This window comes from Pseudomonas sp. XS1P51 (assembly GCF_054897845.1).
In genome coordinates, this window is the sequence record NZ_CM142707.1 from 4,290,164 (window position 1) to 4,305,030 (window position 14,867).

The window sequence follows — 14,867 nt, forward strand, 5'->3', positions numbered from 1 at the left end:
CCTCTTCGCGAGCAGGCTCGCTCCCACATTGATTGCGTTTCAGTTTTTTCTCGAGTCGAGGTCAAGGATGGGCGCCCTGAAGGGTTTCAAGACAATCGCAGGCCTGGCCATCTTCATGGTTGCGCTGCAACTGCTCAATGCGGCGACCGGCTACAGCCTTATTGCCTTCAGTCTGGTGCCGAGAACCTTGCACGGACTGGTCGGCATCATCACCTCGCCTTTTTTGCACGCGTCCTTCGCGCACCTGAGCGCCAACCTGATTCCCTTTTTGATCCTCGGTGCCCTGGTCATTGTCGAAGGACTCAACCGGTTCCTGGCCGTCAGCGCGATCATTATTCTCCTGGGCGGCTCGCTGGTCTGGCTGTTCGGTTTTTCCGGTGCGCACGTCGGTGCCAGCGGATGGGTATTCGGGCTGTGGGCGTACCTCCTCGCGCGAGCCTGGTTCCAGAGGAGCTGGGGCAACCTGATGACGGCCAGTGTCGTGGCCCTGCTCTACGGCGGCCTGATCTTTGGCTTCCTTCCGCGCCAGGGCATTTCCTTCGAGGGACATCTCTTTGGTGCATTCGCCGGATTTATTGCAGCCAAGGTACTTTTCCCTGCGCCGCGCAGCAGGTTTAATGCCGCCCGGTAACCGCACTTGAGCCTTCAGTCACCAGCGCGATTACGTCGCCAGGAATGAGTACCCACGGAGTCAGGGACGAAATGTCGATTTTCCTTTTACTGCGTATGTATGCCTCGTCCCTCTTCCACCGCTTCGGCTGGGTCGGACTGGCCATTGCCCTGGGCGTGCACCTGACCACGGCGTATCTGGGCCTGGTGTTTCTGGGCGAACAACACCTCACCGCCCCCGCCACGTTTACCTACTTCTATCTCACCACCACGCTCACCGTCGGCTATGGCGATCTCGCACCACAGACATCGGAGGGACGCATTTTCGTGGCTACCTGGGTCATGCTCGGGGGCATTGCGCTGCTGACGGCAGCCATCGGCAAAACCACCAGCAGCGTCATCGATGTATGGAGAAAAGGCATGAAGGGTAAAGGCGATTACACCGGCAAGGTCGGCCACACGGTGCTCATCGGCTGGGAAGGCGCGGCCAGTGAGCGGGTCATTGACTTGCTGCTCCAGGACGAAACCTCTAACGACAACCTGATCGTCATTTGCGATTGCACCCTTGAAGAAAACCCCATGCCGGGCAAAGCAGCCTTTATCAAAGGTGAAAGCCTGTCCTCCGGTGCGTTGTTGCAGCGCGCCGGTGTTCCCGGTGCCGAGCGTGTCCTGGTGCGAACCCATTCAGACGACCTGACCCTGGCCACCGTGCTGGCGGTCAATCAACTGAACCCGGTGGGGCATGTGGTCGCCCATTTCAATGAAAGTGAAATCGCTGCGCTCGCCAGCTCCTACGCCCCCAGCCTGGAATGCACTTCAAGCATGGCCATCGAGATGCTCGTGCGCGCGTCTCAGGATCCAGGTTCGTCAGTGGTCATCAATGAATTGCTTTGCGTGGGTCAAGGCGCCACCCAATACCTGATGAAACTGCCCGAGACTTATCAGGCAACGTTCGGCGATCTGTATGCGCAGATGAAAGAACGCCACAACGCCACCCTCATCGGCTATCGCGCCAAGGGCGCCCAACACCCTTCGATCAACCCGCCCAGCGCCACACGCGTTGAGGGCGGCGAACTCTTCTACATCGCCTCCACTCGCCTCAAGGAAATCTCCAATGGGATGGTTTAAACAGTTGATGGGGCTTGAGGCCCCGAACGCGAGCACGAACACCGACTCGAAGTGGAAAGCCAACGACAACCTGCCGGTCACCGGCCCGCTGGGCCTGGCATTGGGCAAAGGCGTGATGTTCGACACTACCCTGAAATTGTTGCTCGACGAAAAAACCACAGTGGCCATCCCTGACTCCCAGCAGATCTGGAGCGCCGGCACCGTTGAACTCGGGCAGTCGAACTGGCTGTCGCGCTATTACATGAACGACGAAGACTACTGGCTGCAAGTGCACACCAGCGGTGACATCGCCGGGCAGATCGAGTCGGTGATCCTGTTCAATTACCTCAGTTACATCACCATCAACAGTGAAGCGGAGCTGCGTCGGCTGGCCGGCCCGCAAAGCCTGATCGGGCTGCCGACCTACAACCATAACGGCGTCGAATACACCCGCGAATGGGGCACCGAGGACGGCCAGACGGAACTGGTGGCGCTGAGCGAACAGCTGAGCAATCCGGATGAGTCCTACAGCATCGAGCACCGTTCGATGCTGTACGCCCGCGAAACCGGCCTGACCGATCGCCGGGAGTTCCTGCTGTTTTCCGTCGAAGAAGACGCTGAAGGCACCATCAGCTTGAGCACTTCGCTGGGCATTTCGCTGTACACCACCGACCTGAACACTTTTTAAAAGGAAGAAGTCCATGCTTGAAGCGCTCTCCATCTCCCTGAACAAAGCCGCCGTGCTCGGCTTTGTATCGTACATCCTCGGCGCCGCCGTGCTGTTCGCGCTGTTCCAGTTCATCTACACCCGCATCACACCGCATAAAGAGTTCGAACTGATCCGTTCGGGCAACGTTGCGGCCGCGATCGCCCTGGGCGGCGCCATCATCGGTTTCGCCATTCCGGCCAGCAACGTGATTGCCTACTCGATCAGCATCCTCGATTTCGCCGTCTGGGCAGTGATCGCCGCGTTCGTCCAACTGCTGGCGTTCCTGGTGACCAGTCTGGTGCTCAAAGGCGCTTCTGAACGCATTCGCAAAGGTGAAATCGCAGCAGGCATTTATGTCGCGGCAGTGGCCATCAGCGTCGGCATGTTGAACGCCGCCTGCATGACCCCTTCCCAGAACTGATTGCGTAACGGAGATCCCGATGAAACGAAGCAAGTACGTTCAGCTTTCGCTGGCAGCGTCGGTCGCCATGGCGATATCAGGTTGCGGGCCAACGGAAAAAACCTACGCGGTGCAGAAGAAGTACAACTTCCAGTCCGTCCAGCAATGCGCCGATGAAAAGCTGCCGGTGGACGTCTGCTCGGACGCCTACATGACTGCCATGGCGGAGCATCGCCGCATTGCGCCGGTGTACGACAACCAGGCCGATTGCGATGCCGACTTTGTCGCCGACTGGTGCCAGCAGGATTCCGCCGGCAAGTTCATCCCCAAGCTGGGTGGTTTCGAACTGAGCGCCGATGGCGAGGTGACGCAATCCCAGGTGGACGCTGCCAAAGCGCAATTGCCTGCCTCAGAAGTGAACAATAGTGGTTCGGGTTTCTCCACCAGCAGCCTGCTGACCGGACTGTTGATCGGCAACATGTTGAGCAGCAACCGCAACAGCTATTACTCCGAGCCGGTCTACCGCTACCGCGATGATCGCGGCAACTACGCCTCCTCCACACTCAACCAGCGGATTGCGAAAGGTTCGACTTTTACCAGGTCCAATCAGGCGAAGTACGGCTCTGGCTACAGCACCTCAGGCGGCAAGCCGATCTCTGTTGCCTCGTCCACGTCTCGTGGCGGCTTCGGTAGTAAAGCCAGCGCACGCAGTGGCTGGGGTGGCGGGTCGAGCAGTTAAGGAAACAGGGCCATGAAGAAAATCCTCTGCACAGAGCGTCATGACTGGAAACAGACCGCCGACAGTCTCGGCTTTCTGTTCCATACCATCGACGACGAACCCTATTGGGACGAGAGCGCGTATTACCAGTTCACGCTCAAGCAGATCGAGAACGATCTCGAAGAACCGACCACCGAGATTCATGAGATGTGCATGGACCTGGTGGCCCGCGTGGTTCAGAGCGAGGAGTTGCTGGAACGCCTGAGTATTCCCGCGCCGTTCTACGACATGATTCGTACTTCATGGCGCGAAGGCCACCCGCACCTGTATGGGCGCATGGACTTCTCCTACAACGGCACCGGGCCTGCCAAGCTGCTGGAACTCAACTACGACACGCCAACCAGTCTGTACGAGGCCGCGGCGTTTCAGTGGGGCTGGCTGGAGCAATGTATCGAACGCGGTTTGTTGCCCAGGCATGCCGACCAGTTCAACAGCATCGACACCAGATTGCATCAGGCTTTCGCTCAACTGCAGCTGAAACAGCCCTTCTATTTCGCTTCGATGAAACACTCGGTAGAAGACAAAGGCACCACCGACTACCTGCGCCTGATCGCAGAGAAAGTCGGCATAGAATCCCGGCACATCGATCTCGAAGACATCGGCCTCACCAGTGAAGGACGCTTCGTCGATCTCGAAGATCGCTGGATTCCGCACCTGTTCAAGCTGCATGCCTGGGAATTCATCTTCCACGAGCCTTTTGGTGCAGCGATTGCCCAGAGTGATACACAGTTTTTCGAGCCGGCCTGGAAGTCGATCATTTCCAACAAGGGCATCCTGCCGTTGCTGTGGGAGTTCAACAAAGGTCATCCGAACCTGCTTGCAGCCCACCTGGATACCGACCCGAACAAAGCAGTGCCCAAGGGCTGGGTGCGCAAGCCGTTCTTCTCGCGGGAAGGCGCCAACATCGAGCTACAAACCGCCGACGGTCTGATTGTGAAAGAGGACGGCCCCTACACGGACGCGCCGTTTATCCTTCAGGAGTTCGCGCCGCTGCCACAGTTTGGCGACAGCTTCACCTTGATTGGCTCCTGGGTGATCGGCGATCAAGCGGCGGGGATCGGTGTGCGTGAGGACAACAGCTTGATCACCAAGGATTCGAGCCGGTTCTTGCCGCACCTGATACTCGACTGACCCCGCCATCGCCCACTAAAAAGGCCCGGTGCGGACATATCGACAGACGCCCGCAAGACTTACGGCTGAAATGCCGGATAATGGCGGCCAAATCGTCTAGCCGTTATTCTGGTAATCCCCCATGGAAATCAAGGTCAACTTTCTCGACAACCTTCGACTTGAAGCCAAGTTCGATGACTTCACGGTGGTGGCCGATCAACCTATCCGCTACAAGGGCGATGGCTCGGCACCGGGTCCGTTCGACTACTTCCTGGCGTCGTCGGCGTTGTGTGCGGCGTACTTTGTGAAGTTGTACTGCAGCACGCGCAATATCCCCACCGATAACATCCGCCTGTCGCAGAACAACATTGTTGACCCGGAAAACCGTTACAACCAGATTTTCAAGATCCAGGTCGAATTGCCGGCGGACATCTCCGACAAGGACCGCCAAGGCATCCTGCGTTCCATCGACCGCTGCACCGTGAAAAAAGTGGTGCAAGCCGGGCCTGAGTTTGTGATCGAAGAGGTGGAAAACCTCGACGCCGATGCCCAGGCGTTGCTGATGCCGGCTTCCAGTTCAGAGGCGAGCACTTATATTGTCGGCAAGGATCTGCCGCTCGAGCAAACCATCGCCAATATGTCGGCCATTCTGGCGGACCTGGGCATGAAGATTGAGATCGCCTCGTGGCGCAATATTGTGCCCAACGTGTGGTCGCTGCATATCCGCGATGCGCACTCGCCGATGTGCTTTACCAACGGCAAGGGTGCGACCAAGGAAAGCGCGTTGGCGTCAGCGTTGGGCGAGTTTATCGAGCGACTCAACTGCAACTTCTTCTACAACGACCAGTTCTGGGGCGAAGACATCGCCAATGCGGCGTTTGTGCACTACCCGGACGAACGCTGGTTCAAGCCTGGCCGTAAAGATGCACTGCCGGCCGAAATTCTCGACGAGTACTGCCTGAAGATTTACAACCGCGACGGCGAGCTGCGCGGCTCCCATCTGATCGATACCAACTCAGGCAATGAAGAGCGCGGCATCTGCTCGCTGCCGTACGTACGCCAGTCGGATGGCGAGGTGGTGTATTTCCCGTCCAACCTGATTGAAAACCTGTTCCTGAGCAACGGCATGAGTGCCGGTAACACGCTGGCCGAAGCCCAGGTGCAGTGCCTGTCGGAGATCTTCGAGCGCGCGGTGAAACGCGAAATCATCGAAGGTGAATTTGCACTGCCGGATGTGCCGGCCAACGTGCTGGCGAAGTACCCAGGGATACTGGCCGGTATTCAGGCGCTGGAAGAGCAAGGGTTCCCCGTGTTGGTGAAAGATGCGTCCCTGGGGGGTGAATTCCCGGTGATGTGCGTCACGTTGATGAACCCGCGTACCGGCGGTGTGTTCGCCTCGTTCGGCGCACACCCGAGCCTGGAAGTGGCGCTGGAACGCAGCCTGACCGAATTGTTGCAGGGCCGTAGTTTCGAAGGCCTCAACGACTTGCCCCAGCCGACTTTTGAAGGTCATGCGGTGACCGAGCCGAATAATTTCGTCGAGCATTTCATCGACTCCAGCGGCGTGGTGTCGTGGCGCTTCTTCAGCGCCAAATCGGATTATGAATTCGTGGAATGGGACTTCTCCGGCCAGGGTGAAAACTCGAATACCGACGAAGCCGCGACCTTGTTCGGCATTCTCGAAGGCATGGGTAAGGAAGTGTACATGGCGGTGTACGAGCATATCGGCGCGACGGCGTGCCGCATCCTGGTGCCGGACTATTCGGAAATCTATCCCGCGGACGATCTGATCTGGGATAACACCAACAAAGCGCTGTTCTTCCGCGCCGACATCCTGAACCTGCATCGCCTGGACGAAGACGAACTGCAAGCGCTGGTTGAGCGTCTGGTGGAAAGTGAGCTGGACGACTACACCGACATCACCACGTTGATCGGCATCGAATTTGACGACAATACGGCTTGGGGTCAGTTAACGATCCTGGAGTTGAAGCTGCTGATTTATCTCGCCTTGCAGCAATTTGAAGAGGCGAAAGAGGCGGTGGAAATGTTCCTGCAGTACAACGACAACACGGTTGAGCGCGGCTTGTTCTACCAGGCCGTCAATGTGGTGCTGGAGATGAAGCTGGACGAAGACCTGGAACTGGAAGACTACGAGGCCAATTTCCGCCGGATGTTTGGCAACGAGCGGACGGATGCAGCGATCGGATCGGTGGACGGCAGCGTGCGCTTCCATGGCTTGACGCCGACCAGCATGAAACTGGAGGGACTCGATAGACACCTGCGCCTGATCGACAGCTACAAAAAACTGCACATGGCGCGGACCAATGTGACAACTTTATCCAGCTAACAGCGCCAACAAAAAAGCGAAGCCGGATCAATGGCTTCGCTTTTTTGTTTACGGTTATGAAATTAGCGGCGGTTCAGAACGGGATATCGTCATCAAAGCTGTCGAAATCCGGAGCCGGCTGTGGTGCAGCCTGCTGTGGCGCTGGAGCCTGACGCGACTGTTGCGGTGCCGACTGCTGCGGACGTGGAGCCTGCTGGCGTGGAGCCGGGGCGGACTGCTGGTAGTTATTGCCCCCGCCTTGTTGGTCGCCCTGCTGTGGACGGCCGCCCAGCAGCTGCATGGTGCCTTGCATGTCGACCACGATTTCGGTGGTGTAGCGCTTGATACCGTCTTTTTCCCACTCGCGGGTCTGCAGCTTGCCTTCGATGTAGACCTGCGAACCTTTACGCAGGTATTCGCCGGCGATTTCGGCAACCTTGCCGAACATCGAAACACGGTGCCATTCGGTCTTCTCGACCTTCTGACCGGTTTGCTTGTCGGTCCACTGTTCGCTGGTCGCCAGACTCAGGTTGGTCACGGCGTTACCGTTAGGCAAGTAGCGAACTTCGGGATCCTGGCCGCAAGTGCCGACCAATATGACTTTGTTAACCCCACGGGCCATAACGTTCTCCTAGGCTTCGCACGCTGTCGCGGTCGGGCTGTTCACCAGACGCTCGAGGGTGGTGCGATCCAATAGTTCGGTGTCCAATTTGATGTAAATCGCCGCTTCATCTTCGACGATCACTGCATCTGTTACCCCTACAACGGCCATGAGGCGCTCGACCAGACCCGCTTCGCGGATCGCCTCGGGCGACAACGGCAAGCGCAGGCTCGTCACGTAGGGAGGTTCGCGCATGGTAACAGCAAAGGCCAGCCAGAGGGCAGCCAGGCCGGCGCATCCAAGGAAGACAACCGACAGACCGCCGTGCTGGAACATCCAGCCGCCGAGAATACCGCCCAGTGCCGATCCGAGGAACTGACTGGTAGAATAAACCCCCATCGCCGTGCCTTTGCCGCCTGCCGGTGAAACCTTGCTGATCAGCGACGGCAACGAAGCTTCCAGCAGATTGAACGCGGTGAAGAACACCACTGTACCAATCACCAGAGCCCGCAGGCTATCGCCGAACTGCCAGAAGAATAGCTCAGTGAGCATCAGCGTCAGCACGGCGCCCAATAAAACTCGTTTCATTTTGCGTTTCTTCTCGCCGTAGATAATGAACGGGATCATGGCGAAGAAGGAAATCAACAGCGCGGTCAGGTACACCCACCAGTGCTGCTCTTTGGGCAGCCCGGCTTTCTCGACCAGGGCCAGAGGCAATGCAACGAAGCTCGACATCAACATCGCGTGCAACACAAAAATGCCCAGGTCCAGGCGCAACAGGTCCGGGTGCTTGAGCGTCGGCAGAAGCGCCTGGCGCGCGACGCCAGACTCTCGATGCTGCAACGGCCCGGTGGAGCGCGGCACCATGAACATGACGATCACAATGCCGACCAGCGCCATGCCGCCCGTGGCGAGGAACAACCCGGACAGGCCGAAGGCACGGGTCAGCAACGGTCCTACAACCATCGCGACGGCGAACGACAGACCGATCGTCATGCCGATCATGGCCATGGCTTTCGTCCGATGCTGTTCCCGGGTCAGGTCCGACAGCAACGCCATCACCGCAGCGGAAATTGCCCCGGCCCCCTGCAGGATTCGTCCGGCAATGACGCCCCAGATCGAATCGGCATTGGCCGCCAGCACGCTACCCAGGGCGAAGACGATCAGCCCCAGGTAAATCACCGGACGGCGACCGATGCGATCGGAAATGAAGCCGAAAGGAATCTGAAAGATCGCCTGGGTCAGGCCGTAAGCGCCAATCGCCAGCCCGATGAGGGCCGGGGTCGCTCCTGCCAGATCCATCCCATAGGTCGCCAATACCGGCAACACCATGAACATGCCAAGCATACGGAAGGCGAACACCAGGGCCAGACCGCTTGCTGCGCGGGTCTCACTGCCACTCATGCGTTCGCTGTGGGGATCGTGCATGGAAAAACCTCATGTGAACCGGCGGCGATTCTACCAGTCCCATCGATTGGCGGGGTATATCGCGACGCTTTGACGCGTCCGGCTGACACAGTCTTCATGTAAGGCTGCAATCCCGTTACTTGATAGTGTGCATCCATCCAGTATTTGGCCGTATACTCCTACGTTTTCGACGCCCGCCGAGCGAGGCCACTTTGGACAAGATCCTGATTCGTGGGGCCCGAACCCACAACCTGAAGAACATCGACCTGACCCTGCCACGGGACAAACTGATCGTCATCACCGGCCTGTCCGGCTCCGGCAAATCGTCCCTGGCATTCGACACGCTGTACGCCGAAGGCCAGCGCCGCTACGTCGAATCGCTGTCGGCCTACGCCCGGCAGTTCTTGTCGATGATGGAAAAGCCTGACGTCGACACCATCGAAGGTCTGTCGCCAGCGATCTCCATCGAACAGAAGTCGACCTCGCATAACCCGCGCTCGACGGTCGGCACCATCACCGAAATCTACGACTATCTGCGCCTGCTTTACGCACGTGTGGGTATTCCGCGCTGCCCGGATCACGACATTCCGCTGGAAGCCCAGACTGTCAGCCAGATGGTCGACCTGGTCCTCGCGCAGCCAGAGGGCAGCAAGTTAATGTTGCTGGCCCCGGTGATTCGCGAGCGCAAAGGTGAACACCTTTCGGTCTTCGAAGAACTGCGTGCCCAGGGCTTTGTCCGGGCCAGGGTCAACGGCAGGCTCTGCGAACTGGACGAGTTGCCGAAGCTGGATAAACAGAAGAAGCACTCGATCGATGTGGTGGTCGACCGCTTCAAGGTCCGCGCCGATCTGCAACAGCGCCTGGCCGAGTCGTTCGAGACCGCGCTGAAGCTGGCGGACGGCATTGCCCTGGTCGCCCCGATGGACGACGAGCCGGGCGAAGAGATCATCTTCTCCGCACGCTTCGCCTGCCCGATCTGTGGCCACGCCATCAGCGAACTGGAACCCAAGCTGTTCTCCTTCAACAATCCGGCCGGGGCCTGTCCGACGTGCGATGGTCTGGGTGTGAAGCAGTTCTTCGACATCAAGCGACTGGTCAATGGCGAACTGACCCTGGCCGAAGGCGCGATTCGCGGCTGGGACAGGCGTAACGTCTATTACTTCCAGATGCTTGGGTCCCTGGCGTCTCACTACAAATTCAGCCTGGAAGTGCCGTTCAATGAACTGCCGGCCGATCAGCAGAAATACATCCTGCACGGCAGCGGTACACAGAACGTCGATTTCAAATACCTGAACGACCGTGGCGACATCGTCAAACGCTCACACCCGTTCGAAGGCATCGTGCCGAACCTGGAACGCCGCTATCGCGAAACCGAGTCCGCCTCGGTGCGTGAAGAGCTGGCCAAGTTCCTCAGCACACAGCCTTGCCCGGATTGCCGCGGTACGCGTCTGCGTCGCGAGGCGCGGCATGTATGGGTTGGCGAGAAGACGCTGCCGGCGGTGACCAATCTGCCGATCGGCGACGCCTGTGAGTATTTCGGCGTACTGAAACTCACTGGCCGTCGCGGCGAAATTGCCGACAAGATTCTCAAGGAAATTCGCGAACGTCTGCAGTTCCTGGTCAACGTTGGCCTCGACTATCTGTCGCTGGATCGCAGTGCCGACACGTTGTCTGGCGGTGAAGCCCAGCGAATTCGCCTGGCCAGCCAGATCGGCGCGGGTCTGGTGGGTGTTCTGTACATCCTCGACGAACCGTCCATCGGCCTGCACCAACGAGACAACGACCGGTTACTTGGCACCCTCAAGCACCTGCGGGACATCGGCAACACGGTGATCGTGGTCGAGCACGACGAAGATGCGATTCGCCTGGCCGACTATGTCGTGGATATTGGCCCGGGCGCCGGTGTACACGGTGGGCATATCGTCGCCGAAGGTACGCCGGCCGAGGTCATGGCTCACCCTGATTCGTTGACCGGCAAGTACTTGTCCGGCCGGGTAAAAATCCCCGTTCCGGCTAAACGCACACCGCGCAACAAGAAGTTGTCGCTGTCCCTCAAAGGCGCTCGCGGCAACAACTTGCGCGATGTCGATCTGGATATTCCAATCGGCCTGCTGACGTGCGTGACGGGCGTGTCAGGTTCGGGCAAGTCGACACTGATCAACAACACGTTATTTCCTCTGAGCGCTACAGCCCTCAATGGTGCAACGACCCTGGAGGCTGCGGCCCACGACAGCATCAAAGGCCTGGAGCATCTGGACAAAGTCGTCGACATCGACCAAAGCCCGATTGGTCGGACGCCGCGCTCCAACCCGGCGACCTACACCGGACTGTTCACACCGATTCGCGAACTGTTTGCGGGCGTACCGGAATCCCGCTCACGCGGTTACGGTCCGGGGCGCTTCTCCTTCAACGTGAAGGGCGGACGCTGCGAGGCCTGTCAGGGTGATGGTCTGATCAAGGTGGAAATGCACTTCCTGCCGGACATCTATGTCCCGTGCGATGTCTGCAAGAGCAAGCGCTACAACCGCGAAACGCTGGAAATCAAGTACAAAGGCAAAAGCATTCACGAGACCCTCGAGATGACCATCGAGGAAGCCCGGGTGTTCTTCGACGCCGTTCCGGCTCTGGCGCGCAAGCTTCAGACGTTGATGGACGTCGGCCTGTCGTACATCAAACTGGGGCAGTCGGCGACCACGTTGTCCGGCGGTGAGGCGCAGCGGGTGAAACTGTCCCGCGAGCTGTCCAAGCGCGATACCGGCAAGACCCTGTATATCCTCGATGAGCCGACCACTGGCTTGCACTTCGCGGATATCCAGCAACTGCTCGACGTGCTGCACCGACTGCGCGACCACGGCAACACCGTGGTCGTGATCGAGCACAACCTGGACGTGATCAAGACCGCAGACTGGTTGGTGGATCTGGGGCCGGAAGGTGGTTCAAAGGGCGGCCAGATCATTGCCGTGGGCACCCCGGAAGAAGTATCGGAGATGAAGCAGTCTCACACCGGCTTCTACCTCAAACCGTTGCTGGCTCGCGACAAGGCCTGAATCCGGCCCATGAAAAAGCCCCTGTCACTTCATCAGTGACAGGGGCTTTTTTGTTTCTCCATGCAGAAGCAATGATTGCTTCTACTACTGCATCAGGCGTGCGATTGCAGGTAGTTCTCAAGACCGATCAACTTGATCAGACCCAACTGTTTCTCGAGCCAGTAGGTGTGATCTTCTTCGGTGTCATTGAGCTGAACGCGCAGGATTTCGCGGCTGACATAGTCGTTGTGCTTCTCGCATAGCTCAATGCCCTTGCAGAGTGCGGCGCGGACTTTGTATTCCAGGCGCAGGTCGGCGGCAAGCATGTCAGGCACCGAGGTGCCGACATCCAGATCGTCCGCACGCATGCGTGGTGTGCCTTCGAGCATCAGAATCCGACGCATCAGGGCATCAGCGTGCTGCGTCTCTTCTTCCATCTCGTGGTTGATACGTTCATAGAGCTTGGTGAATCCCCAGTCCTCATACATCCGCGAGTGAACGAAATATTGATCACGCGCGGCCAGCTCGCCGGTCAGCAACGTGTTGAGGTAATCGATTACGTCTGGGTGGCCTTGCATCGCCCTACATCTCCCTGCTTGAAAGTCTGTAGTTTGAACCAACCCGACCGTAAGGTCACTCTCCTGACGCAATAAAAGCGAAGATATTCTGAGAAAAGCAGCTTAAATAACGCAAAAACCGCCCAAATGAGGGCGGTTCTGCTTCTCGTTTAGACTTCGTTAAGCTGTACGCCCAACGCCTTTGCGATTGCTTCTCCGTACGCCTGATCAGCCTTGAAGAAATGCTGCAATTGACGGTCAATCACATCCCCGGAAACCCCCGCCATCGCACCGGCGATGTTGTTGGTCAGCAGGGCTTTCTGCTCATCGCTCATCAAACGGAACAACGCACCGGCGTGGCTGTAGTAGTCGGTGTCTTCGCGATGATCGTAGCGATCAGCCGCGCCGTTCAACGCCAAAGCAGGCTCAGCATAACGAGGCGCCTGTTTCGGCGAGTCGACGTAGCTGTTCGGCTCGTAGTTCGGAGTTGCACCGCCGTTACTGCCAAAAGCCATGGAGCCGTCACGCTGGTAGCTGTTCACCGGGCTGCGAGGTGCATTGACCGGCAGTTGCTGGTGATTGGTGCCAATGCGGTAGCGGTGAGCATCTGCGTAGGCAAACACACGACCTTGCAACATGCGGTCTGGCGACAGACCGACACCCGGGACCATGTTGCTTGGGCCGAACGCCGCTTGCTCGACTTCAGCGAAATAGTTCATCGGATTGCGGTTGAGCTCCAGTTCACCCACTTCGATCAGTGGAAACTCTTTCTGTGACCAGGTCTTGGTCACATCGAACGGGTTCTCGTAGTGCGCCACAGCCTGAGCCTCGGTCATAATCTGAATGCACACACGCCATTTGGGGAAGTCACCGCACTCGATCGCCTCGAACAGGTCGCGCTGAGCGTAATCCGGATCGGTACCGGCCAGACGCGCCGCTTCTGCGGGCGCCAGGTTCTTGATCCCTTGCTGGGTCTTGTAGTGCCACTTCACCCAGTGACGCTCGCCGTTGGCGCTGATCAGGCTGTAGGTGTGGCTGCCAAAGCCGTGCATGTGACGGTAGCCGTCAGGAATGCCGCGATCCGAGAACAGAATCGTGACTTGGTGCAGTGCCTCTGGCGAGTGAGACCAGAAGTCCCACATCATCTGGGCGCTTTTCAGGTTGCTTTGCGGCAGGCGTTTTTGGGTGTGGATAAAGTCCGGAAATTTCAGCGGATCACGGATGAAGAACACCGGCGTGTTATTACCGACGATGTCCCAGTTACCTTCCTCGGTGTAGAACTTCAGGGCAAAGCCACGTGGATCGCGCTCGGTATCAGCCGAACCGCGCTCACCGCCTACGGTGGAAAACCGCAGGAAAGTGGGCGTTTGCTTGCCAACGGACTCAAACAGCTTGGCGCTGGTGTACTCGGTGATATCACGAGTCACGGTGAACGTACCGTAAGCACCCGAGCCTTTGGCGTGCACACGCCGCTCAGGGATGTTTTCACGGTTGAAGTGGGCAAGCTTCTCGATCAGGTGGAAGTCGTCGAGTAGCAGCGGGCCACGAGGGCCGGCGGAACGGGAATTCTGGTTGTCGGCGACAGGCGCGCCACTGGCGGTGGTAAGCGTTTTATTTTGGCTCATGCGATCTCTTCCTCTGTCAGTCTTTAACTGCCGGCTAATCGGCTGAGAGGGAGTATTGATCACGAACGTTACACCTACAAATTCATTACCTTGTGAGTGCCGATAGAAAATAACTAATTATGTTTTGAGATGAATTGTCCACAGAGAAACTTTTCGAGCGCCCACAAAAAACCGGGCACTAGGCCCGGTTTTTCGTATCTGACGTCTTACTCAGCGGATACAGCTTCACCGCCGACAGGACGATCGACCAACTCGACGTACGCCATAGGCGCGTTGTCGCCAGTGCGGAAGCCGCACTTGAGGATGCGCAGGTAGCCACCCTCACGGGTAGCGTAACGCTTGCCCAGGTCGTTGAAGAGCTTACCAACGATAGCTTTCGAACGAGTACGGTCGAAAGCCAGACGGCGGTTAGCCAGGCTGTCTGTCTTGGCCAAAGTGATCAGCGGCTCAGCAACGCGACGCAGTTCTTTAGCTTTTGGCAGTGTAGTTTTGATCAGCTCGTGCTCGAACAGCGACACCGCCATGTTTTGAAACATGGCCTTGCGGTGTGAGCTGGTGCGGCTCAGGTGACGACCACTTTTACGATGACGCATGGTTCATTCCTTACCAAAC

The 14,867-nt window shown here is 58.1% G+C and carries 13 protein-coding genes; 8 read left to right on the plus strand and 5 right to left on the minus strand.

Going from position 1 to position 14,867, the window contains the following annotated elements; all coding sequences use genetic code 11:
* Nucleotides 1-67: 67 nt before the first annotated feature.
* The 7 genes from ACYZUD_RS20000 (at nt 68) to ACYZUD_RS20030 (ending at nt 7,060) form a co-directional block, all read left to right on the plus strand.
* Entirely contained in the window at nt 68-631 is a 564-nt protein-coding gene (locus ACYZUD_RS20000) for a rhomboid family intramembrane serine protease (protein ID WP_462019827.1), read from the plus strand.
* 71 nt (nt 632-702) lie between these two features.
* Nucleotides 703-1,737: an ion channel gene (locus ACYZUD_RS20005; protein ID WP_462019828.1), complete on the plus strand. Its 1,035-nt coding sequence runs from the start codon at nt 703-705 to the stop codon at nt 1,735-1,737.
* Complete coding sequence (locus ACYZUD_RS20010) at nt 1,724-2,404, plus strand: DUF2491 family protein (protein ID WP_462019829.1); 681 nt, start codon at nt 1,724-1,726, stop codon at nt 2,402-2,404. Before ACYZUD_RS20005 ends, ACYZUD_RS20010 begins: the two co-directional genes overlap by 14 nt.
* A 13-nt stretch (nt 2,405-2,417) precedes the next feature.
* On the plus strand, nt 2,418-2,846 hold the full coding sequence (locus ACYZUD_RS20015; RefSeq protein WP_462019830.1) for a DUF350 domain-containing protein: 429 nt from the start codon (nt 2,418-2,420) through the stop codon (nt 2,844-2,846).
* 19 nt (nt 2,847-2,865) lie between these two features.
* Complete coding sequence (locus ACYZUD_RS20020; protein WP_462019831.1) at nt 2,866-3,564, plus strand: DUF1190 domain-containing protein; 699 nt, start codon at nt 2,866-2,868, stop codon at nt 3,562-3,564.
* Between the two features lie 12 nt (nt 3,565-3,576).
* Entirely contained in the window at nt 3,577-4,734 is a 1,158-nt protein-coding gene (locus tag ACYZUD_RS20025; protein WP_462019832.1) for a glutathionylspermidine synthase family protein, read from the plus strand.
* A 121-nt stretch (nt 4,735-4,855) separates the two neighbouring features.
* On the plus strand, nt 4,856-7,060 hold the full coding sequence (locus ACYZUD_RS20030) for an OsmC domain/YcaO domain-containing protein (protein WP_462019833.1): 2,205 nt from the start codon (nt 4,856-4,858) through the stop codon (nt 7,058-7,060).
* A 73-nt stretch (nt 7,061-7,133) separates the two neighbouring features.
* On the opposite strand, the gene ACYZUD_RS20035 is transcribed toward ACYZUD_RS20030, so the two are convergent.
* On the minus strand, nt 7,134-7,661 hold the full coding sequence (locus tag ACYZUD_RS20035; protein ID WP_016969466.1) for a single-stranded DNA-binding protein: 528 nt from the start codon (nt 7,659-7,661) through the stop codon (nt 7,134-7,136).
* Nucleotides 7,662-7,670: 9 nt separating this feature from the next.
* Nucleotides 7,671-9,068 carry an MFS transporter gene (locus ACYZUD_RS20040; protein ID WP_462019834.1) on the minus strand — a complete coding sequence of 466 codons (1,398 nt, stop codon included), beginning with the start codon at nt 9,066-9,068 and terminating at the stop codon, nt 7,671-7,673.
* A 191-nt stretch (nt 9,069-9,259) separates the two neighbouring features.
* Here ACYZUD_RS20040 and uvrA point away from each other — a divergent pair, with 191 nt between their 5' ends.
* The gene (gene uvrA, locus ACYZUD_RS20045; RefSeq protein ID WP_462019835.1) at nt 9,260-12,094 is read left to right on the plus strand and encodes an excinuclease ABC subunit UvrA; all 2,835 of its coding nucleotides are present in this window, start codon (nt 9,260-9,262) and stop codon (nt 12,092-12,094) included.
* 92 nt (nt 12,095-12,186) lie between these two features.
* On the opposite strand, the gene bfr is transcribed toward uvrA, so the two are convergent.
* The 3 genes from bfr to rplQ all read right to left on the minus strand — a co-directional run bounded on the left by bfr (nt 12,187) and on the right by rplQ (nt 14,848).
* Nucleotides 12,187-12,651 (minus strand): bacterioferritin, encoded by a 465-nt coding sequence (bfr, locus tag ACYZUD_RS20050; protein WP_462019837.1) that lies wholly within the window; start codon nt 12,649-12,651, stop codon nt 12,187-12,189.
* A 149-nt stretch (nt 12,652-12,800) separates the two neighbouring features.
* Entirely contained in the window at nt 12,801-14,255 is a 1,455-nt protein-coding gene (locus ACYZUD_RS20055) for a catalase (RefSeq protein ID WP_462019838.1), read from the minus strand.
* Between the two features lie 206 nt (nt 14,256-14,461).
* On the minus strand, nt 14,462-14,848 hold the full coding sequence (rplQ, locus tag ACYZUD_RS20060) for a 50S ribosomal protein L17 (protein ID WP_007896790.1): 387 nt from the start codon (nt 14,846-14,848) through the stop codon (nt 14,462-14,464).
* Between the last annotated feature and the right edge of the window lie 19 nt (nt 14,849-14,867).